Origin of the sequence: Dactylosporangium salmoneum, assembly GCF_039532525.1 — a bacterium.
Lineage (GTDB): Bacteria > Actinomycetota > Actinomycetes > Mycobacteriales > Micromonosporaceae > Dactylosporangium > Dactylosporangium salmoneum.
This window is the reverse complement of sequence record NZ_BAAARV010000027.1, coordinates 114,246-135,734: the sequence shown is the minus strand read 5'-3', so window position 1 is coordinate 135,734 and position 21,489 is coordinate 114,246. Positions and strand designations below refer to the sequence as shown.

Annotated in this window: 17 protein-coding genes; 8 read left to right on the top strand and 9 right to left on the bottom strand. The window is 72.8% G+C overall.

Annotated features, from left to right (window positions below):
• Positions 1-2: 2 nt before the first annotated feature.
• The 5 genes from ABD352_RS19070 to ABD352_RS19050 are packed head-to-tail and all read right to left on the bottom strand — an operon-like array spanning position 3 to position 7,675.
• Positions 3-557, bottom strand: coding sequence for a DUF7158 domain-containing protein (locus ABD352_RS19070; RefSeq protein WP_344613751.1), 555 nt, complete (start codon positions 555-557; stop codon positions 3-5).
• Positions 554-4,669: a glycoside hydrolase family 38 N-terminal domain-containing protein gene (locus ABD352_RS19065; protein ID WP_344613750.1), complete on the bottom strand. Its 4,116-nt coding sequence runs from the start codon at positions 4,667-4,669 to the stop codon at positions 554-556. The genes ABD352_RS19070 and ABD352_RS19065 overlap by 4 nt, the downstream gene beginning before the upstream one ends.
• Before the next feature lie 11 nt (positions 4,670-4,680).
• Positions 4,681-5,487 carry a carbohydrate ABC transporter permease gene (locus ABD352_RS19060; protein WP_344613749.1) on the bottom strand — a complete coding sequence of 269 codons (807 nt, stop codon included), beginning with the start codon at positions 5,485-5,487 and terminating at the stop codon, positions 4,681-4,683.
• Positions 5,484-6,341, bottom strand: coding sequence for a carbohydrate ABC transporter permease (locus ABD352_RS19055; RefSeq protein ID WP_344613748.1), 858 nt, complete (start codon positions 6,339-6,341; stop codon positions 5,484-5,486). Before ABD352_RS19055 ends, ABD352_RS19060 begins: the two co-directional genes overlap by 4 nt.
• Positions 6,338-7,675 carry an extracellular solute-binding protein gene (locus ABD352_RS19050; RefSeq protein WP_344613747.1) on the bottom strand — a complete coding sequence of 446 codons (1,338 nt, stop codon included), beginning with the start codon at positions 7,673-7,675 and terminating at the stop codon, positions 6,338-6,340. Before ABD352_RS19050 ends, ABD352_RS19055 begins: the two co-directional genes overlap by 4 nt.
• A gap of 126 nt (positions 7,676-7,801) precedes the next feature.
• On the opposite strand from ABD352_RS19050, the gene ABD352_RS19045 reads away from it, so the two are divergent.
• Positions 7,802-8,788, top strand: coding sequence for a LacI family DNA-binding transcriptional regulator (locus ABD352_RS19045; protein WP_344613746.1), 987 nt, complete (start codon positions 7,802-7,804; stop codon positions 8,786-8,788).
• A 24-nt stretch (positions 8,789-8,812) separates the two neighbouring features.
• Here ABD352_RS19045 and ABD352_RS19040 read toward each other — a convergent pair whose 3' ends face one another.
• On the bottom strand, positions 8,813-9,847 hold the full coding sequence (locus tag ABD352_RS19040; protein WP_344613745.1) for a LacI family DNA-binding transcriptional regulator: 1,035 nt from the start codon (positions 9,845-9,847) through the stop codon (positions 8,813-8,815).
• A 283-nt stretch (positions 9,848-10,130) separates the two neighbouring features.
• Here ABD352_RS19040 and ABD352_RS19035 point away from each other — a divergent pair, with 283 nt between their 5' ends.
• Both ABD352_RS19035 and ABD352_RS19030 read left to right on the top strand, forming a co-directional pair.
• Entirely contained in the window at positions 10,131-10,772 is a 642-nt protein-coding gene (locus ABD352_RS19035) for a hypothetical protein (protein WP_344613744.1), read from the top strand.
• A 240-nt stretch (positions 10,773-11,012) separates the two neighbouring features.
• Positions 11,013-11,408 carry an SGNH/GDSL hydrolase family protein gene (locus ABD352_RS19030; protein ID WP_344613743.1) on the top strand — a complete coding sequence of 132 codons (396 nt, stop codon included), beginning with the start codon at positions 11,013-11,015 and terminating at the stop codon, positions 11,406-11,408.
• Here the strand turns inward: ABD352_RS19030 and ABD352_RS19025 are convergent.
• Positions 11,393-11,716 (bottom strand): hypothetical protein, encoded by a 324-nt coding sequence (locus tag ABD352_RS19025; protein WP_344613742.1) that lies wholly within the window; start codon positions 11,714-11,716, stop codon positions 11,393-11,395. The two genes, ABD352_RS19030 and ABD352_RS19025, sit on opposite strands and share 16 nt — an antisense overlap.
• Positions 11,717-11,977: 261 nt before the next feature.
• Between ABD352_RS19025 and ABD352_RS19020 the strand changes: the two genes are divergently transcribed.
• Together ABD352_RS19020 and ABD352_RS19015 are read left to right on the top strand one after the other, a co-directional pair.
• Positions 11,978-12,550, top strand: coding sequence for a PRC-barrel domain-containing protein (locus tag ABD352_RS19020; protein WP_344613741.1), 573 nt, complete (start codon positions 11,978-11,980; stop codon positions 12,548-12,550).
• 119 nt (positions 12,551-12,669) lie between these two features.
• Positions 12,670-14,064 (top strand): serine/threonine-protein kinase, encoded by a 1,395-nt coding sequence (locus tag ABD352_RS19015; RefSeq protein ID WP_344613740.1) that lies wholly within the window; start codon positions 12,670-12,672, stop codon positions 14,062-14,064.
• Here ABD352_RS19015 and ABD352_RS19010 read toward each other — a convergent pair.
• Entirely contained in the window at positions 14,003-14,464 is a 462-nt protein-coding gene (locus tag ABD352_RS19010; RefSeq protein ID WP_344613739.1) for a ribosomal maturation YjgA family protein, read from the bottom strand. The genes ABD352_RS19015 and ABD352_RS19010 overlap by 62 nt on opposite strands.
• A 199-nt stretch (positions 14,465-14,663) precedes the next feature.
• Here ABD352_RS19010 and ABD352_RS19005 point away from each other — a divergent pair, with 199 nt between their 5' ends.
• Complete coding sequence (locus ABD352_RS19005; protein WP_344613738.1) at positions 14,664-15,488, top strand: IclR family transcriptional regulator; 825 nt, start codon at positions 14,664-14,666, stop codon at positions 15,486-15,488.
• Between the two features lie 47 nt (positions 15,489-15,535).
• Here the strand turns inward: ABD352_RS19005 and ABD352_RS19000 are convergent, their stop codons facing one another.
• Entirely contained in the window at positions 15,536-17,563 is a 2,028-nt protein-coding gene (locus ABD352_RS19000) for an oxidoreductase (protein ID WP_344613737.1), read from the bottom strand.
• A gap of 303 nt (positions 17,564-17,866) precedes the next feature.
• Between ABD352_RS19000 and ABD352_RS18995 the strand changes: the two genes are divergently transcribed.
• Positions 17,867-19,459, top strand: a complete 1,593-nt coding sequence (locus tag ABD352_RS18995) for an ABC transporter substrate-binding protein (RefSeq protein ID WP_344613736.1) — start codon at positions 17,867-17,869, stop codon at positions 19,457-19,459.
• Positions 19,456-21,486, top strand: coding sequence for an FAD-dependent oxidoreductase (locus ABD352_RS18990; RefSeq protein WP_344613735.1), 2,031 nt, complete (start codon positions 19,456-19,458; stop codon positions 21,484-21,486). The genes ABD352_RS18995 and ABD352_RS18990 overlap by 4 nt, the downstream gene beginning before the upstream one ends.
• Positions 21,487-21,489: the final 3 nt, after the last annotated feature.

The following is a 21,489-nucleotide window of genomic DNA, read 5'->3' as shown; positions in this document are numbered from 1 at the left end:
GCTCAGTGCCGGTGGGTGGCGTCCGGGTGGCTCGGGTCGCCAGGGTGCTCGAAGCCGGGCTCGAGACGGACCAGGGCCGCGCAGCGCTCCTCCAGCCACCGGGCGAAGCGCTGGTCCCGCTCGTGCGCGCCGAGCAGCGCCGCGATGGGCGCGTGGGCCTCCTCGAAGGAGCCCGGATAGCGGTCCCGGTTGCGGTCGTAGTAGTCGCGCTCCCCCGTGACGGGCCCGGGCGGGGCCACCCGGTCTCGCAGCGGGCCGGCGAGGGGGTGGGCGGCGGTCACGGCGGCCGCCACGCCGCCGGTGCGCAGCGCGTCGGCCAGGGTGACCGCGGCCGGCGGCGAACCGTCCGCGGTCAGGCCGAGCCGCCCGGCCTCGTGCTCGACGACCGCCTCGGTGGCCAGGACCTGCACCATCCAGCGGCGCATGGTGCGCGCCTCGGCGGTGTGCGGGTCCGGCAGCCGGGCGGCGTACGGCCCGGCCCGCAGCGCCGCGATCCGCGCGTCGACGCCGGCGACCGGGATGGGCCGGCCGGCGACCCAGGCGGCCACGGCGCTCATCTGAGCACCTCGACCGTGACCGCCTCGGTGTAGTGCAGCTCGCCGGCGTGGGCGACCTTGAACAGGGCCCACCAGCGGCCGGGGGCGTGGTGCGTGGGCACCCGCACGGGCACGGTGACCCGGGCCTTGCCCCGCGCGGGCAGCTCGACGCGCAGCGCGGCCGAGGGGAACAGGTCCCAGGTCTGCCACGGGCTGATCAGCGCCACGTCGACGACGATCGGGCCGGCCGCGTCGGTGGCCAGGTCGAGGTCGAGGCCGGCCGCGTCGCCCGGCCGCAACTGCAGCGGGCCGCCGGGCGCCGCGGTCACCGTCTCCGGGCCCCGGACGCCGACGAGCAGCCGGGCCACGTCCTCGACCCCGTCGCCGAGCCGGGCCCGCAGCCAGTACACGCCGTCGGCGGCGCCGTCCGGCGGGGTGAGCTCGACGGCGCCCGTCGTGTGGCCGCCGGGATCCAGGTCGTAGCCGAGCGACGGCGGGCGCGCGGCCCAGCCGGGCGGCGGGAGCAGCTCGACGGAGCCGGTCGCGCGCTCGGCGGTCAGCTCGGACGCGACGGTCACGGTCAGCGTCGCCGGACCGTCCACAGTGGTCACGGGCGGGTCGGCGTGGACGGTCACCTGCAGGTTGCCGATCGGGGCGGGGCCGGTGTTGTGCAGCCAGTAGCGGGCGTAGGCCGGGTTGGGCGGCACCGGGGCGGCCGGGAGCGGGCCGACCCCGACGAGGGCCTGCGCGATCTGCGCGCCGGACAGCTCCAGCGTCACCGCGCCGCCGTCGACCGGCAGGGGGTCGCCGGGCTCCTCCAGGAGGTTGGTCTCGTGCGCCTGTGCGGTGGGGGACCAGAGCCGCAGCCGTACGGCGGCGGGGCGGCCCGCGGCCTCGTACAGCCGCACGGCGACCCGGTTGGTGGCGGCGCCGGGGGAGCGGCCGGTCGCGTAGGGGTTCCCGGCCGGCTTCAGCGCGGCGAGGACCACGTCGCCGTCGGACTCCACCGTCACGTAGCTGCGCGCCGCCGCCCCGCCCGCGCCGACGACGGCGTGCATGGGATGGTTTGCCTCGTGGCCGTGGCGGACCAGGCCGTTGGCGCGCCAGTCGCCGGGGCCGGCCACGAGCGCGTACTCGAAGCCGTGCGTCCAGTGCTGCTGCTGGAAGTTGGAGCCGTCGGGGGCGGTGCGCCGGGGCGGGTCGATCCACACCCCGGACGGCCAGCCGGTGCAGGAGCGCAGCAGCGACAGGTGCAGCGCGCCGCCGGTGTCGACCGCGAACCCCGGCAGGCCGCGGTTGACCAGGGCGACGGTGTAGTCGTCGAGGTCCGGGTCGGGGGACTCGGTGAGCGCCTGGCGCACCGGGATCGCGCCGGCGTCCACGTCGGCCCGCAGGCGCTCGGCCGCGCCCTCGCCGGCCACGATGAGCACCGGCAGGTCCCGCGGCCCGGTCAGGTCGGCGTTGGGCACCCACACGTCGGCGAGCGCCCTCGCCGCCGGGACCAGCAGCCGGGCGTGGCCACCGGCGGCCAGTTGCCGGTCGAGCTCGTCCTGCCAGGCCGGGCCGGCGGCGTCCAGGACGGCGTCGGTGAAGGCGTTGCGGCCGACGCTGATCCGCACGTCCGGCAGGTTGGAGTCGACCGCGAGCCGGCCGTAGCGGCTCCCCGACGGCGACGAGGAGGTGGCGGTGACGCCCCGCCTGGCGAGCGCCGCGGCGAGGTCGCGGACGTCGTCGTCGGAGACCAGCTCGGCGATGCCGATCGCCCGGGTGTGCGCCCGCGCCCCGTCCGGGCCGTGCACGTCGACGCGGGCCGTCGAGGAGACCGCGAACCAGTGCTGCGCCGGGTTGTCCAGCGTCCACGGGGCCTGCTCGCTGTCCACGTCGATCAGGCCGAAGCCGCGGCCGACCACCGCGTTGCCGACCTCGCTGACCGGCAGGCCGCCGGGCACGTCCACCGGCCAGCACACCCGCACCAGCTGGTCCTCGCCGGTGAAGTCGTCGGCGCTGGTGCGCGCGTCGATGCGGGCACTGTGCTCCCACAGGGTCAGGCTCTGGGTGTACCGCAACGGCCCCGCCGATCCGGTGACGGTGACCCGGCTGCCCAGCGCGCTGCGCTCGACCACGACCGAGGCGGCCGGCCGGTCGCCGGAGCGGTGCACGGCCGCGCCCTTCGGCAGCAGGTGCCACGGCCCCTCGTGGAAGCGCGGGTGGGCCGGGTACTCGTCGTAGACGAGCAGCTCGTTGCCGACCCGCCCGGCGCGCAGCAGCTCCCGCCCGGTGCGCAGGTCGACCAGGCTGCGCACGCACCCGCCGCGGTCCGGGTCGAGCTCGATGCGGTACACCCCGTTGTCCACGACCGCCGGGCCATCCACGGTGGACCAGCCGGTCTCGCCGGCCGGCGCGTCGAGCAGCGGCCAGGCGCGGTAGCCGGCCGGGGGCACGTCCTCGGCCCGGAACACCAGATCCACGGCGGCCAGGCTCCCGTCGGGGTGGCGCGCCGGGTGCTCGAGCACGGTCGGCAGGTCGCCGACGCGCACCCCGGCCGGGCCCGGCGCCGGGAACTGCACGCGGACGCGGACCAGGTCGGTGCGCGGCCAGGCGGAGGGGTTGAACACGGCGACCCGCCGGCCGGGGCCCTCGGCCGCGGCGAGGTGCCCGAGCGACCGGTCCAGCACCGCGGCCGCGAGGTCGTGGGCCTCGCGCCAGCCGGTGAGCAGGTCGAGGTACACCTGGTCGCTCTCGCTGCCGGTGATGGCGTCGTGGTGGGCGCCGTACACCAGCTGCCGCCACGCCTTGTCCAGCTCGGCGTGCGGGAACGGCAGCCCGTGCCCCGCCGCGATGGTCGCGAACGTCTCGGCGTCGCCCAGCAGCGCCTCGGCGTGCCGCTGGGCCTGCTTGGTGTCGATGTAGGACACGTCCTTGCCGGTGTAGACCGGGTTCATGTCGCGCGTCTGCGGCGAGGGGACGAAGCCGGGGGTCGCGCGGACCGCGGCGAAGAACTCCCGCGGCAGCCCGCACACGAAGCGCGGCGAGACGTACCGCGCGTTCCAGTCCCGATGGATCTCGGTCACCCACTTGGCCGGCGGGGTGTAGTCGGTGCCGACCGGCAGGAGCACGTTGCGCGTGGCGGCGACCCGCTTGAGGAGCAGGAACAGCTCGTACACGCTCTGCTCGGCGGCGGCGAGGGTCGGCTTGGAGTCGATGTGCCAGCCGGCCGAGTAGTGCGCCGGCATGTAGTGGGTCAGCACGCCCCGCCCGGACGGAGAGATCCACTCGAACTCCGACGGGAACTGCATCACCGACGGGTCGCCCCAGCCCTCGCGCGGCTCGTGCGTCCACAGCATCGGCCCCCACTGGTGGAACGGGCCGCGGGCCCACGACGAGGAGTCCAGGCCGGCGTCGGCGACCAGGCCGGGGAACTGCGGGTCGTGGCCGAACACGTCGAGCTGCCAGGCGGTGCGCGGGTCCCCGCCGACGATGTCGCGCTGGAAACCGATGCCGTGCACCAGGTTGCGGATCGTCGACTCGGCCGACGTGAGGTTCGTGTTCGGCTCGTTGTAGGTGCCGCCCATCAGCTCCAGGCGCCCCTCGGCCAGCAGCGTGCGCACGTACTGACGCTCGTGGGGGAAGGTGTCCCAGAAGGGCTTGAGGTAGTCGAGCTCGGCCAGCACGAACTTGTAGTCGGGGTCGCGGCGGGCCGTCTCCAGGTGGGCGCGGACCAGCTCGAAGCCGGGCTGCTGGAACCCGGCCCGAAACTCGGTGCCCAGCCGGCCGTCGCGGTCCCACGTGGACGTGTAGGCGGCCTGGGTGTTCCACCACACCGGGTCGTAGTGGAAGTGCGGGATCATCCAGACCGTCCAGCCGGGCTCGGCCACGACCAGCTCCGCCGTGGCCGGCTCGCCGCCCGCGCTCACCTCGATCGGCACGCGCGCGCCGGGCGGGGCGGCGACGTCCAGCGGCACCTCGACAAGGGGTCCACTGTGGACCTCTGTCGCGCCGGATACGCCGTCGCCGGTGACCCGCAGGTGGCCGGGCCAGTCCTCGACCTCGACCCGGAGCACCTGCCGGGGGCCGGGCGACCCGTCGACGCCGGCGACGAAGAGCTCGGTGCCGGTGACGCTGACGATGCGCATGTTCGAGCCTTTCAGCCTTTGACCGCGCCGGTGAGGCTGAACGCGCCACCGAGCACCCGGGACAGTGCGGAGTAGAGCAGGACGACCGGCGCGGTGTAAAGGATCGAGAAGGCGGCCAGCTGGCCGTAGGCGACCTGCCCGTACTGCGAGAAGAAGGTGTAGATGGTCACCGACGCCGGCTGCTTCTCGGGGCTGAGCAGCAGGATGAAGGGTACGAAGAAGTTGCCCCACTGCAGCACGAACGTGAAGATCAGCACGACGGTGAGGCCGGGGACCATGAGCGGCAGCACGATGCGGCGCAGCGACTGCAGCCAGCCGGCCCCGTCCGTCCAGGCCGCCTCCTCCAGGCTGACCGGCACGCCGTCCATGAAGTTCTTCATCATCCAGATCGCGAACGGCAGCGCGGCCGCGGACATGAACGCGACCGTGCCGGCCCGCGAGTCGACGAGGTCGATCCGGCTGTACATCGCGTAGACCGGCACCATGACGGCGGTGATCGGCAGTCCCGTGGCGAACAGGATCGTGTACAGCAGCGATCGTCCGAAGCGGGTGTGGTACCGCGAGAGCGGATACGCCGCCAGCACCGCCACGGCCACGGTCAGCAGCGCCGTGCCGCCGGAGATGAGCAGCGAGTTCCACATCGGCTGCCACAGCGTCTCCGGGGTGGCCACCGCCCGGAAGTTCTCGGTGGAGAACTTCCCCGTGACGCGCGCCGACAGGGCCGCGCCGGGCTGCACGGAGGCGACCAGCAGCCACCCGAACGGCAGCAGGAAGGCGATGGCGACGAGGGCCAGGGCCGCGTCCGCGGCGCGTCTCATGAGGCGGCCTCCAGGCGGATGAGCCGTAGGTATACGGCCGAGAACAGCGCCCCGATCGCCAGCAGTACCAGGGCCATCGCCGTGCCGTAGCCGAGTTGGTAGAACTTGAAGGCCTGCTGGTACATGTACAGCGGCGTCGTCTGGCTCGCCGTGCCCGGCCCGCCGCCGGTCATGACGTAGATGAGGCCGAAGGCGGCCAGCGTCTGCAGCGTGATGAGCATGAGGTTACTGACGATCGAGCGGCGGATCAGCGGAATCGTGACATGCCGCAGCCGCTGCCAGGCCGAGGCGCCGTCGACCTCGGCGGCCTCGACCAGCTCCGGCGGCACGTCGGACAGCGCCGCGGAGTACACCAGCATCGAGAAGGCGGTGCCGCGCCAGACGTTGGCCAGCACGACCGCCAGCATCGGGGTGGTGTAGAGCCAGTTCTGCCGCACGCCGAGGTGCCCGATCAGCGCGTTGAGGCTGCCCGTGCGGTGCAGGAAGGCGTACCAGCAGAAGCCGGCCACCGTCTCCGGCACCGTCCAGGCGGCCAGCACCACGCCGGTGACGAGCGCGCGGGTGGCCCGGCCGCGGCCGTGCAGCAGCAGGGCGATGAGCAGGCCGAGCGTGTTCTGCCCGATGACCGCCGAGCCGACCACGAACACCAGCGTGAGGACCAGCGAATGCAGGAACGAGGGGTCGCGGGCCAGCCGGGTGAAGTTGTCGAGGCCGACGAACTCCACCGTGGCCGACCCCGTGAGCGCCGTGTCGGTGAAGGCCGTGTAGACGCTCCACAGCATCGGCCCGGCGAAGAAGATCAGCAGCAGCGCCAGCGCCGGGGCCAGCGGCAGGAGCCGCCGCAGCGCGATCACTTGACCTTGTCGGGGCCGACGGCGGACTTGAGCTGGTCGACGTAGGCGCTCACGGCCTGCTGCGGCTGCTGCTGGCCGGTCATCACGGACTCCATCGCGACCTGGATCGCGTCGGAGACGTGCGGGTAGTCGGCGTACGCGGGCCGGAAGTGGGTCACCTGGACCAGGTCGGTGAAGAACTTCAGGGTCGGGTTGGCGGCCACGTAGGCCGGGTCGGCGGCGACGTCGGCGCGCTCGGCGATCTGGCTGGCGGAGATGTCGTAGGCCTGGGAGTTCTCCTTGTTGAGCGCCAGGCTCACGAAGTCGAACGCGGCCTGCTTGTCCTTGGCGTGCGTGCCGACGGAGAGCACCCAGCCGCCGGACATGCTGGTCTTGCCGGGCGCGTCGCCGTGCTGGGTGGGCATCGGGGCCTGGCCGAGCACGGTGCTCCACTGCGGCCAGGGCTTGGTGCCGGTGCTCAGCCACGTGCCGCTGAGCCAGGAGCCGTCGAGGTCGATCGCGAGCTTGCCGCCGGGCAGCAGCTCGGTGCCGACCCGGGTGCCGAAGTTCGGGTCGAGGGCGTCCTGCGGGTCCGGGGCCAGCTTATCGCCGAAGATGGTCTTCAGGAACGTCAGCGAGTCGAGCAGGCCGGTGCTCGATCCGACCCACTTCTTCGCGCCGTCGTCGTACAGGGTGTCCTTCGTGCCGTACAACAACATCTCGAGACCCTGCATGGTGGCGCCCTCGCCGGCCGCCTTGCCGGAGTAGACGTTGAGCGGCGTGACGCCGGGCAGCCCGGCCTTGACGGCGCGGGCCGCGGCGAGGATGTCGTCCCAGCTCTTCGGCTCCCACGGCACGCTCAGGCCGGCCTGCCTGAAGAGATCCTGGTTGTACCAGAGGGCGCGCGTGTCGGTGCCCATCGGCACCCCGTAGGTCTTGCCGTCGAGGGCCTTCGCGGCGGACTTGGAGGCCTCGGTGAACTGGCCCCAGTCCGCCCACTTGGCGAGGTAGTCGTCGATCGGGGCGAGGAAGCCGGCCGCGATGTCGGTGTTGACGAGGAACGTGTCCTCGTACATCACGTCGGGCGCGGTGCTCGGCGAGCGGTTCATCAGCGACAGCTTGGTGTAGTAGTCGTTCTCCGACGCCTCGATCGGCACCAGCTTCACGGTGTAGCCCTGATGGGCCGACTCGTAGGCCGACTTGACCTTCTTCATGTGGTCGTCCATTTGCGTGAAGTTGCCGAACTTCTGGTAGGCGACGGTGATCGTCCGGCCCGAGTCCGACGGGCCCGACGAGCACGCGGCGGCGCCGGCCAGGAGGAGGGGGACCAGGGCGATGGGGATGATGCGGCGCATCGGGGCTCCCTTCGGCCGGCCCCGGCTGTGGCGGCGGCGGGGCGGGTCACCGAATATGAGAACGTATTCAGAGACGGTAACCCTCTTATCGGGATTTGTCGATTGATCGATGGATTGGAGTGCGTCATGCCGACGCGGCCGACCATGCGCGACGTCGCGCGGCTGGCCGGGGTGAGCCCGGCGACCGTCTCGCGGGTCGTCAACGACGAGCCGTACATCCGGCCCGAGACCCGGCGCGCCGTCGAGCGGGCCATCGACGAGCTCGGCTTCCACCGCAACGACATCGCCCGCACCCTGCGGCCGGGCCAGACCGCCGAGACGATCGCGCTGGTCATCGAGGACCCGGCCAACCCCTTCTGGTCCCGGGTCACCCGGGGCGCGGAGGAGACGGCCCGCCGGCACCAGCACATGATGGTCGTCGGCAGCACCGGGCAGAGCTTCGAGCGGGAGCGCGACCTGCTCCGCGACCTCGTCCGCCGCCGCGTCGACGGCCTGCTGGTGACCCCGACCGCGCACGACCACGTGGCGCTGCACGCCGAGCTGGCCCGCTGGGCGCCGGTGGTCTTCATCGACCGGTTGCCCGGCGGCGTGCCGGCCGACTCGGTGGTGCTGGACAACTTCGGCGGGGCCCGGCAGGCGGTCGGGCACCTGCTGGATCGCGGGCACCGCCGGATCGCCTACATCGGCGGCGACCCGGCCGTCGGGACCGGGGCCGAGCGGCTGGCCGGCTACCGGCGGGCCCTCGGCGACGCCGGGGTCGCCTTCGAGCCGGGGCTGGTCCACCTCGAGCGGCACACGGTCGAAGCGGCCCGGGAGACGGCGGTCGCGGCGCTCGCCGGGCCGGGCGCCGCCACCGCGATCTTCGCCGACAACAACCGGATCTGCGTCGGGGTGCTGCACGCGGTGCACGGGCGGGCGGGGGTCGACGTGGCCGGGTTCGACGACGTGGAGCTGGCCGATCTGCTGCCGCAGCCGGTCGCGCTGGTGACGTACGACGCCGTGGAGATGGGCCGGCGGGCGGCGCGGTTGCTGTTCGAGCGCATCGGCGGCGGCACCGGGCCGCTGACCCGGGTCCTGCTGCCGACCACGCTGGTCGTCCGTGGCCGGGGCTAGTGTGACAACGTTGTCATAGGCCCGTCAGTGCCCGGGGCCCGGGCGCTGGGTGGTGGAGGCCCGGGCGATCAGGCGGGTCGGCAGCAGGACGAGGCGCGGCGGGCCGTCGTCGCCGTCGAGCCGTCCGAGCAGCAGCTGGGCGGCCTGCCGGCCCATCTCCTCCGGCTCGTGGGTGAGCACGCTGACCTCCAGCACGTCGCCGAGGTCCAGCTCGTCGAAGCCGATCAGGGCCGGGGGCCGCGGGTGGCGCCACAGTGCCCGCACCGCGCCGGTGGTGATCCGGTTGTTGGTGGCGAAGATCGCCGTCGGCGGCTCCGGCCGGGCCAGCAGCGCCCGCACCGCCCGCTCGGCCGCGGCCACGTCGTGGGCGTCCTCGAGCACGTGGTCGCGCCAGCCGGGCAGGCCGGCGTCCTCCATCGCCTCGGCGAACCCGGCGGCGCGGTCGCGGTACGTGCTCAGCCTCGACAGGTCCCCGACGAGCCCGATCCGGCGGTGCCCGGCGGCGAGCAGGTGCACGGCGGCCAGGCGCCCGCCGTCGACGTTGTCGAGCAGGACCGCGTCGGCCGCCACCCCGACCGGGGGCCGGTCGACGAAGACGATCGGGATGCCGTGGCGGCGCTCGGCCACGAGATGCTGGTGCTCGGCCATCGTCGAGGCCACGACCAGCGCCCGGACCCGCCGCTCGATGAGCGACTCGGTGATGCGCAGCTCCGTGTCCGGGTCCTCGTCGGTGCTGGCCGTGATCAGCTGCATGCCCCGCCGCCGCAGCTCCCGCTCCAGGCCGCTGGCCAGCCGCGAGTAGAACGGGTTGGCCAGGTCCCCGCTGAGCAGCCCGACCAGGGTCGAGGCGGCGGCGCCCCGGCGCAGCTCCCGGGCGACGCCGTTGAGCCGGTAGCCGAGCCGCTGTGCGGCCTCCTGGACCCGCGCGCGGGTGTGCTCGGCGACGTATCCCTCGCCGTTGAGCGCCCGCGACGCCGTCTTGATCGACACCCCGGACAGGGCGGCGACCTCGGCCAGGCCCGGGCGCCCGCTGCTCGGCCGCGCCGGCTCCCGGGTCATGCCGACGATTATGCATCGACACCCGGCCGCCCGGGGCCCGATATGCGCGGTTACCCCAGGTAAAGCCTCGCCCCGGGCTGGTGCGCAGCCACGAGGCCGGCGTGGGAGCAGGCCCGTGCGGGCGCCGTATGACAACGTTGACAAGTGCGGGGCCACTCATCTTTGCTTATCGATGTCGGTCCGGTCCGCCAGCTTGCCCGACCCTGACGCGTGGCCGCGTGGAACCCGAGCGGCCACGCCGATGGCGGCTGCGTCGGCGGAAGCTGTCAGGAAGGCCACCGTCATGCCGCACTCCGCCCGAACACACCGCCTCCGCGCCCGCGCGTGGCTGGGGACGACCCTGCTGGCCGGCGCCACCGCCCTCGTGGCGGCGGCCGCACCGCAGCCCGCCCTCGCGGCCACCAGTCGCCCGTCGCTGCAGTTCGCGAACCCGTCCGCCCAGGCCGCCTTCGGCGCGGCGTACACGAAGGCGCTGGCCAACCTGCTCGACGTCAACACGGTGCCGTACGACGCCGCGGTGTACAACCAGTCGGGTCTCATGACGAACCCGCCGAGCACCTTCATCCGGGCGGGTGGCGGCTATGCCCAGCCGTGGACCCGGGACGCGGCGGTCAACTCGTGGAACGCCGCCAGCCTGCTCGAGTCCGACGTGGCCCGCAACACGCTGTGGTCGGTGGTCCGCCGGCAGTCCAACGGCCAGCTCATCGTCAACCAGGACAACCAGTGGTGGGACCAGGTCGTCTGGCTCACCGCCGCCTGGAACCACTACGAGGTCACCGGCGACCAGGGCTTCCTCGCCAACGCCTACCAGGCCGCGACCAACACCCTCAACGCCCGCAAGGCGGCCAACTACAACAGCGGCTACGGGCTGTTCCAGGGCCCCTCGTTCTTCAACGACGGCATCGCCGGTCCGTGTGGCCGATGATCCAGGGGTACTGGGCCGACGCCGCCGTCCACGCCGGCGACCCGGCCCGCTTCGCCTCCGAGGCCACCGACCTGGCCCGCCTGGCCAACTCCAGCGGCGGCTTCTACGAGATCTACAACTTCAAGTCCGGCGCTCCCGACGGCGGCTGGCAGGGCCCGAACAGCCACTGGGGGCCGCTGGCCGAACCCAGGTCCAGATCTGGGACTGCAACGGCACCGCGGCCCAGCAGTGGTTCCTGTCGTGAGCGCCCGGCGCGCCCTGCTCGCGGCGGCCGTGGGCCTCCTCGCGGCCGTCCCGGCGGTTCCCGGTACCGCCGCCGCGGCCACCTCAGTGAAGATCATGCCGCTGGGGGCCTCGATCACCTGGGGCACCGCGTCCAGCACCGGCAACGGCTACCGCGAGGAGCTGCGCCGCCACCTCGTCGACGACGCCGGCGTGGCCGTCGACTTCGTCGGCTCGCAGCGCTCCGGCACCATGGCCGACCCCGACAACGAGGGCCACCCCGGCTACCGCATCGACCAGGTCGCGGCCGGCGCGGACCAGTGGCTCGCCGCGGCCCGGCCCGACGTCGTGCTGCGGCAACGACATCGGGGCGAGCGGGTCGTACTCGCGGCGCCGGGTCAGCGAGTCTGGTAGTAGGTGCTCTGCGGGGTCTCGGACCAGGAGCAGTCGACGTGCGACGCATCGTTGGTCATCCATCCGCCGTACACCCAGCGCGATCCCAGGGTGAAGATGTTCTGGCACAGACCGACGACGCGGTACTGCACGCTCACCGGCCCGCCGTTGCACACCGCGGTGAAGCCCCCGCCCGGCCGGCCCGTCGACGTGATCCACGCCGAGCAGTCGGCCCGGTAGGGGCCGGCGGCCGCGGGGCTCGCGGTCGCGAGCAATGCGCCGACGGACATCGCCACCGTGGTGGCGGCGAGCATGGCCGACCTTCTCATCGCATTCCTCCTGTCGAATCTGCCTGCGTACCTTGGCCTCATCCTCGACGGGCAGGGCTGGCGGAAGACATTGCCTGAAGGGCGGAGCTGCTCCGGTTACCGCAGGACGAGCCGTGCGGATGCCATTGAACGGGGTGACGCCGGCTGAGAGTGGACTGTCCACTGTGGAGCAATAAATTGCCGCCCGGGATGGATAGACGGCCGGACGCGGGGTACCTCGGATGGTGCAAGGAGCACGAACGAGCAGGGAAGGAAACCCCCGTGACTTCCAACTCCACCGACGTCACCATGTTGCAGGGTCGAGACGTGTACGACCGCGACGGTGACAAGGTCGGCACGATCGGTCAGGTCTACGCGGATCGCGCGGGCCGGCCCACCTGGGCGAGCGTCAGCACCGGTCTCCTCGGCATGCGCCAGTCGCTGGTGCCGCTGACCGCCGCGAGAAACCAGGACGACGGCGTGCGGATCCCGTTCGACAAGGCGACCGTGAAGGCCGCGCCGAACCTGGACCACGAGGTCGACGAGCCGCTGACCAGCGACCAGGTGCAGGAGCTCTACCGGCACTACCGGATGCAGTGGGACGACGCCGGCACGACGGACCACGCGAGCGGCTACGGCGCCGGCGCGCAGCACACCCGCGGCTCCGACCAGGGCGGCACCGACCGCTCGATGTGGGACGGCGAGTACCAGGGCTCCGGGGAGCGCCTGAACGTCGAGCAGGTCGGCCTCGGCGAGGAGAACGTGAGCGGCACGGAGCGGGTCGAGGGCCGGGTGCGCAGGGAGCACATCGACGCCGGCCTGCCGGGCGAGGAAGGCCACCGCCGGATGGCCTGATGCGCTATGGCAACGGAATCGTGCCGCCCCGGTCGAACCGGGGCGGCACGCTACCGTGGTCGCAACCGTGACTGAACCTTGATGTGTAGAACGCTCGCGAATGGAAAACCTGGGCATTCGTGCAGGATCAGGTGCTGGGTGGGCGATACCACCTCGAGGACGTGCTGGGCGTCGGTGGCATGTCGACGGTGTGGCGCGCCCACGACGAGGTGCTGGACCGCAAGGTCGCGGTCAAGCTGCTGTCCGGCCCGCACAGCCGCGATGCCGGGTCCCGGCAGCGCATCCGCGTCGAGGCCCGGGCCGCGGCCGCGCTGGCCCACCCGAACGTCGCCCAGGTCTACGACTTCGGCGAGACGGTCCAGGACGGGAACCGGACGCCGTACGTCGTCATGGAGCTGGTGCCCGGCCCGACGCTCGAGCAGCGCGTCCGGTCCCCGCTGTCCCCGGTCGCGGCGCTGCGGATCTGCGCCGAGGTCGCCGCCGGGCTCGCCGCCGCCCACGCCGACAGCATGGTCCACCGCGACATCAAGCCGGCCAACATCATCCTCGCCTCGACCGGCGCGAAGGTCGTCGACTTCGGCATCGCGGCCGCCGCCGGCCCGGCCCGCGGCGTGCTCGACAACGAGATCCTCGGCACACCCGACTACATGGCCCCGGAGCGGCTCACCGACGACGCGGTCACGCCGGCCTCCGACGTGTACTCCCTGGGCGTGCTGCTGTACCGCCTGCTCGCCGGGCGCCTGCCGTGGGTCGCCTCCGGCCCCACGGAGCTGCTCGACGCGCACCTGCACCGGCCGCCGGCCTCGCTGCCACCGCTGTCCGACGTCCCGCCCGGCGTCGCCGAGCTGTACCAGCGCTGCCTGTCCAAGGCCCCGACCGCCCGCCCGACCGCGGCCGAGGTCGCCACCGCCCTCGCCGAGGCGGCCGGCATCCGCGCCGTCACCGACGACCTCGCCCACGCGGTGGCCCCGCCGGCCAGGGACGGCGGCCCCTCCACCGTCCTCGTCCGCCCCGGCGCACCGACGGCCGCCGCCCGGCGCCGCCGGGTCCGCCCCGCCGCCGGGCTGCTCGCCGGGGCCGCCGTCGTGGCGGCCGCGGCCTGGTTCGCGATCCCGCAGCCCACCCACCACACGTCGGCGGAGGCGGGGCCGGCGTCCGCCGAGAGCGAGCGCACCGCACCGGCCGCCACTGACGCCGTTCCGTCGGCCACGGGAGGTACGACCGCACCGGCACTTCCTCCGCCGTCGCAGACCCAGCCGGCGCTGCCCGGCCCGGCGCAGACCTTCGTCTCCACGGGCGGCACCATTCAGGCCAGGTGCGCCCCGGCCGGACTCGCCGAGATCCTGTCCTCGGCGCCGAAGTCGCCGTGGAAGGCCGACTGGGTCAACGCCGGCCCGGCCGACGCCGCGACGGCCGCCTTCGCCCACGGCAACATGACGGTCGACATGACGGTTACCTGCCGCGGGCCGAACCCGTCGGACCCGTCGGTCGTGACGACCACCCACACCAGATAGCCACCCGTCGTAGCAGCAGCTGGTGTACCGCCACCAGCGGGACGATGCCGGCCGGGTACCAGAGCAGGTCGGTCGGGTCGAACTGCACGCCCAGCACGAGCCGGGCCAGCAGGCTGTGGGCGGACAGTTCGGCGGGCAGGCCGGTCAGCTGGAAGCACTCCATCGCCCAGCACCACGCCAGGGCCGTGCCGCCGGCGAGCAGCGGACGCAGGGGAGGCCAGAGGAACAGCGTCCCGGCGTAGGTCATCGACGCGTAGAGCGCGTTTCCGGAGTACTGCTCCAGGCGGCCGTTGCTGTAGAGCGAGCCGGCGCTCAGCGCGCGGATCGCCAGCGCGACGGCCAGGAACACGGCCGCGGCGGCGAGCATGGACAGCCGGAACCGGAGGTGTTTGAGCGGCACCGCCGGGATGGTAGCTCGGCTATCCTCCTCCAGGGAGAGCATCGCCTGGTGGGACGCCGTCACGCTCCGGTGTAATGGCGATCACGTGTGTAACAGCAGACAGTTTTTCGGTCCGCTGGGCGGGAAATCGATGCTGCGCTGTTCCGATCTCGCTTGTATGCTGGGACGGCGGGCACTTCTCCACCCGAGGTGCCAAGATATGTACCGGTTTGGGGAGGTGTCGGTGCAGGCAGTTAGTCGAGTGGCGGCCATTCTGTTGGCCTTCACGGAGGTTCAAGGGGCGCAGGGCGTCTCCGAGCTGTCCCGCCGCCTGGCTCTTCCCAAGAGCGCGGTGCACCGCACGCTGGACGCGCTGACCTCCACCGGGCTGGTGGCGCAGGACCCCGCGACGGGCAAGTACCTGCTCGGCCCCCGGGCGCTGGAGCTGGGCATGACGGGATTCGGCGCGCCGGACCTGCGCACCCTGGCCGAGCCGGTGATGCGCGAGCTGATGGAGCGCACGCACGAGACCGTGACGCTGTCCTACCGCGTGCAGGACGAGCGCGTCTACGTGTCCCAGGTCGAGAGCAAGCAGCCGGTGCGCATGACGGTGACGGTCGGTCAGCGGTTCCCCCTCTACGCCGGTGCGTCGGGCCGGGCGATCCTGGCCGCGATGTCCGCGGAGGACCTGGAGCGCTACCTCAGCTCGGTGGAGCTGCTGCCGCTGACCAGGGCGACCGTCTACGACCGCGACCAGCTCCTGGGCGTGCTCGAAGAGGTCCGGCAGGGCGGCTTCGCGGTGAGCTTCGGCGAGCGCGACCCGTGGGCCGCCGCGACCGCCGCGGCCGTGACCGCCGGCGGGCGTCCGATCGGCGCGATCAGTGTCTGCGGGCCGCTGGCGCGGTTCCAGGGCGCGGTGGTCTCGCTGTGCAGCGAGGCCGTCCGCGATGCCGCCCGGCGGATCTCCGACCTGCTCTCCGGGGGTGGGACGGTGCCGGACCCGCGCCGGGACGCGAAACCGGCCGCCGCCCCGGCGCCGCGCTGACCGTCCACTGAGGACGCGCGGCGCCGGGGCGGGCCGTGCCCGCCTGATCAGATCTGTCCGACGAGGGAACCGGCCGCGGCGTCGGTGACCCCGCCGGCCGCCGCGGTGAGACCCGCGAACCGTCCTTCGAAGGTGGCCTCCAGCAGGCCACGCGGCGCGCAGGCGTCGCCGGCCGTGTGGATCCGCCCGGCGATCGGGGAGTGCTCCAGCCGCCATCGCAGCCCGTCCGCGGCAGCCCGCGGCCCGGCCCAGACAACGTCCTCGACGCCCGGGATGACCTGCTCGCCGCCGCCCACCACGTCCGCCAGCACCAGGTCGTCGCCGCGCCAGTCGGTCACCCGGCGGGCGGCGTGCACGGTCACGCGGGCCTGGCCGAGCGCCGCGACCAGGGCCGGTCGCGAGTAGAGCGGAATCCGCCAGGCCGCCGTGCCGTGCGGGCTCACCAGGTCGACCTCGTGGCCGGCCGCGGCCAGGTGCGACGCGAGCCCGGCGCCGCGCCAGGAGCCGTCCTCGTCGACCACCACGAGCCGGCGGCCCAGCGACGCGGTGCCGAGCAGCACGTCGGCCGGGTGGTGGACGGGCCGGCCGGCCAGCTCCCGGGGGCCGGTGTCGGTCGCCCCGGCGGCCAGCACGACGGCGTCCCAGCCGCCGTCGACGATCTCCTCGGCCGTCACCTCGTGCTCGCGCAGGACGGTGACGCCCGCCGCGACGACGGCCTGCTCCAGCTGGTCGACCAGCAGCGCCAGCCGCTGCCGGCGGTGCATCCGGGTCGCCACGCGCACGGCCCCGCCGAGCTCGGCGCCGCGCTCGGCGAGCGTGACCTCCCGGCCGGCCTCGGCGGCGGCCCGCGCCGCCGAGAGCCCGCCCGGCCCGCCGCCGACCACCAGGACGCGCTTGCGTCCCGCGGAACGGGAAGCGGTCCGCAGGCTCGTCCACTCGCGCTCGAAGCCCGCCTCCGGGTTGACCACGCAGGTGATCGGCATGCCGAGCTCCAGCCGGCCGGCGCAGCCCTCGTTGCACGCCAGGCAGGAGCGGGTGGTGTCCCGCGCGCCCTCGAGGTGCTTGCGCACGAGCGCCGGGTCGGCCAGGTGCGCCCGGGCCATCGCCACCAGGTCGGCGGCGCCGGCCTCGACCAGGTCCGCCGCCACGGCGAGATCGTCGATCCGGCACACCGCCAGCACGGGCAGGTCCGGGAACTGCGCGCGGAAGGCCGCCGGGAGGTGCCGGAACGGCGCCGGGTCGAAGGTCATGTCGGCCATCTGCGTGGCGAGCGTGTACTCGCCCGCGTAGGCGGAGTGGCTCACGTGCAGCAGGTCGATGTCGTGCTCGGTGCGGATGCCCGCGACGATCTCGAGCATCTGCGGCAGGTCGAGGCCGCCGTCGAGGAACTCGTCGCCGCTGATGCGGACGATGATCGGGAAGTCCGGGCCCACGGACTGGCGGACCGCGCGCAGCACCTCGTGCGACAGCCGCATCCGGTTGGCCGCCGAGCCGCCGTACGCGTCGTCGCGGCGGTTCGTCGCGGGCGAGAGGAACTGCTGCAGCAGGTGGCCGTGGCCGAGGTGTACCTCCACGGCGTCCACGCCCGCCCGGACCATCCGGCGGGCGCTGGCGCCGAAGCTCTCCACCACCTCGGCGATCTCGGCGACCGACAGCACGTGCGGAGTGCGCCCCGAGGAAGCCCAGCGCACCGCCGAGGCGCCCCACGGCGGGGTCAGCGTGAGGTGGCCGCCGGACTGGCGCCCGGTGTGCAGCAGCTGCGCGGCGAACGCCGCCCCCTCGGCGTGCACGGCGTCGGCCACGGCGGCCAGCGGCGCGACCACGTCGTCGTCGAAACCGCTGATCGTGTTGTCCCGGCCGAGGCTCGTCGGGTGCACCCGGATGCCCTCGGTGATGATCAGGCCGACGCCGCCGCGGGCGCGTTCCCGGTGGTACGCCACGTGCCGCGCGGAGGGCAGGCCGTGCTCGGCGTAGTTGGTGGTGTGCGCCGGCACGACGACCCGGTTGCGCAGCGCCAGCCTGCCGGCCCGCACCGGGCGCAGCAGCAGGTCGGTGATGCGGTCCGCGGCGCTCATGCGGCCGCGTGAGGTACGAGGCGGCCACCGAGAACGACGGTTTCGAATCGGGACATTTGCGCTCCTGCGTTTCATTCGAGACGTCGGTGCCTGCAGGGCCTCGCTGGCTCGCACTTCTCACGGCGGGCCCTTGACATCGTGAATGCACGCTAATTACTTTCGGAACGTCACGTCAACATCGTTCCGCAGCGCGGGACACGCACCGAGTGGCAGGCGCGGATGAATCCAACGTTCGGTACCGCTTTAGGCGACAACGGCTTACGATCTTCCCGCTGGACGTCACGTCCGCGGGTGTTGGCGGCGATGGCCGCCACCGTTCTACTTGGAGGACTTTCCGCCTGCGGTGGCAGCGCTGAACCCGCCAAGTCCTCCGGCAACAAGACGTTCACGTATGCGATGACGGCGGTCCCGACGGTCCTCGACCCGGCCGTCTACCAGGGCGACCCGTCCCGGCACATCGGCTTCGAGCTGGGCAGCACCCTGTTCGCCTACGACACCGCGAAGCTGCAGGACAACGGCTGCAAGGCGGTGGCCGGCGCCAGCGACGTCCGCGGCGAGCTGGCCGAGTCCTGGAAGGCCTCCGACGACGGCAAGAGCATCCGGGTCACGCTCCGGGACACCAAGAGCGCGGCCGGCAACCAGCTCACCTCGGCCGACGTCAAGTGGTCCTTCGACCGCATGATCGCCCTCCAGGTCAGCAACCCGAAGCTGCTGATGTTCTCGACGGCGAAGTACGAGCAGAGCCCGATCGCCCCGGTCGACGACAAGACCTTCGACATCAAGCTGACCGCGCCGACCGCACTCGACACGGCCGTCCTGACCTGGTTCCAGTTCCAGATCCTCGACAGCACCGAGATCAAGAAGCACGTCACCGGCGACGACCAGTGGGGCAAGAAGTGGCTCGAGCGCAACTCGGCCGACTTCGGGCCGTGGCAGCACGCCGAGGCGGACTTCGATCCCGGTAACCAGCTGACGCTGACCCCCAACCCCGGCTACACCGGCAAGCGCGGCGACGTCGACAAGCTCATCTTCAAGGCGGCGCCGGACGCGTCCTCCCGGATGCAGCTGCTGCAGAGCGGCGTCGTCGACTACGCCGACCGGCTCTCCTACGACCAGTACAAGAGCCTCAGCGGCGCCGGCAGCGGCGTCGAGGTGCAGCGCTGCCAGTCCGCGGACCGGATCCCGCTGGTGCTGAACTTCAAGACGCCCGCCTTCGCGAACAACGACGTCCGCAAGGCGATCTCCATGGGCATCGACCGCAAGGCGATCATCCAGGGCGTCTACCAGGGCTTCAACCTCCCGGCGCAGTACGGCCTCAGCCAGGCGTACGAGTTCGACCGCACCGCGGCCGGCACCTACACCTACGACCAGGCCCAGGCCAAGCAGCTCATCGCCGGCGCCGGCGTCGGCTCGATCAGCGTCGACCTGACGATCAGCCCCACCCGTCCCGGCCCCGAGGCCGAGCAGATCGCGGTGCTGCTCAAGTCGCAGCTGGCCGAGATCGGTGTCCAGCTCAACGTCAAGACGATCGCCAGCGACAACCAGTTCGCCACCATCTACCACGACGGCAGCTACGCGGCGCTGCTGTACCTCGAGCCGCCGGCCGTGGCCGACCCCTTCTACTCGCTGAACCTGTACAACACCTCCACCAGCTACCTGAACAGCCAGGGCTACAAGAACGCCGACTACGACGCGGTCACCCAGCAGGTGCTGACGACGAAGCCGGGCCCGGAGCGGCAGGCGCTGATGACCAAGGCGTCCGAGATTGCGGTACAGCAACCCGGCTTCATCTACCTGGTGGACAAGGAATTCATCCACGCGGTCACGAAGCGGTTCACCAACTGGCAGCACCCGCCGACGGGTGAGTTGTTCGTGTACCAGCTGACCGCCAAGTGATCGTGCCCGAGGAGGTAGCCAACACCGTGTCCGAGCGGTACCCCACGCTGTTCAGCCCGATCCGGATCGGCCCCAAGCAGGCCAAGAACCGGGTCTGGATGACGGCCCACAGCACCCAGTTGGTCAAGGACCACAACTTCTCGCAGGAACACATCGACTACTACGCCGAGCGGGCCAAGGGCGGGGTCGGGGTCATCACCATGGAGGCGATGGCGGTCCACCCCACGACGCAGCCCTACAAGGGCAAGGTCTTCGCGTTCGAGCCGGCGGTGGTGCCCAACTACCGCAAGCTCGCCGCGGCGGTGCACGAGCACGGCGCGCTGCTGCTCGCCCAGCCCTGGCACCGGGGCCGGGAGACCAGCGGCAAGGTCAACCGCCTGCCGGTCTGGGCGCCGTCGTCGGTGCCCTGCACGGTCTACCGCGAGATGCCGCATGTGCTGACCGAAGAGGAGATCCGGGAGCTGGTCCAGGGGTACGTCCTCTCGGCCCGTTACGCGGCCGAGGGAGGCCTCGACGGCGTCGAGGTCCACGGGCTGGCGCACGGCTACCTCCTCGGGCAGTTCCTGTCCCCGGCGACCAACCACCGCACCGACCAGTACGGCGGCAGCTTCGACAACCGGCTGCGGCTGGTCCTCGAGATCATCCGCAAGACCCGCGACGAGGTCGGCCCCGACCTGATCGTCGGCGTGCGGATCAACGGCGACGACGGTGATGTCGAGGGCGGCCTGCGTCCCCCGGACTGGGCGCGCATCGCCCGCGCCATCGCCGACACCGGCCTGGTCGACTACATCTCCGTCAGCCAGGGCACGTACCAGGACCGGATGCGCATCTACGGCGCCGTCCCGGTCGAGCCCGGCTACGAGGTCGAGGCCACCGAGCAGATCAAGGCGGTCGTGCCGGAGCTGCCGGTGGTGGCCACCGGCCGGATGACCTCGCCCGAGCTCGCGGAGTACGTGCTGGCCAGCGGCAAGGCCGACATGATCGGCATGGCCCGGCCGCTGATCGCCGACGCGGAGTGGCCGAACAAGGCCCGCGAGGGCCGCGACTCGGACATCCGCCCGTGCGTGGGCGCGAACTGGTGCATGGCGGCCATCGTCAACTCGCCCCTGGCCTGCGTGCACAACCCGTCCGTCGGCCAGGAGAAGACCCTGGGCGTCGGCACCCTGTCCCGGACAGCCACGGCCAAGAACGTCGCCGTGGTCGGCGGCGGCCCCGCCGGCCTGCGCGCCGCGCTGGTGGCCGCCGAACGCGGGCACCGGGTCACCCTGTTCGAGAAGGAGCAGGAGCTGGGCGGCCAGCTGCGCTGGATCGTCAAGGCGAACACGTTCCGCGAGTGGGGCAGCATCGTCGGCTGGCTGAGCACCCAGCTGGAGCGCACCGACGCCGTCGTCAAGCTCGGCACGGAGGCCACCGCGGACCAGCTCGTCGCCGACGGCTTCGACGCGGTGGTCGTGGCCACCGGCTCCACCCCGCTGCGGCACGGCTGGAGCATGAACCACCCGTACCGCTGGCGCGAGGGCGCGGACCAGCTGCCCGGCTTCGACCAGTGGAACGTGATCACCGTCCGCGAGGCCCTGCTGGACGAGGCCCAGCTCGGTCCCAACGTGATGGTCTACGACGACACCGGCTCCCGGCAGCCCGTGGTCGTCGCCGAATACCTGCGGGAGCGGCGGCACCAGGTCGAGGTCGTCACCACCCTTCCGCAGGTCGCCCCCGACCTCGAGGCCAGCCGCGACCTGCAGGCCACCCACCGCCGCCTGCGCCGGGCCGGCATCACCTTCACCACCGACCACGAGATCGGCGGCGTCGACGAGGACCGGGTCCGGCTGATCGACGTGCACACCGGCGAGGAGCAGGTGCGCGAGCCGGTCGACGCGGTGGTGCTCATCCTCGGCAACGCCGCCCAGGACCAGCTGCTGCACCAGCTCAAGGGCCGGGTCGAGGTGCACGGCGTGGGCGACTGCCTGTCCCCGCGCCGGATCTTCAACGCCATCTGGGAAGCCGAACTCGTCGCGCGAGCGCTCTAAGGA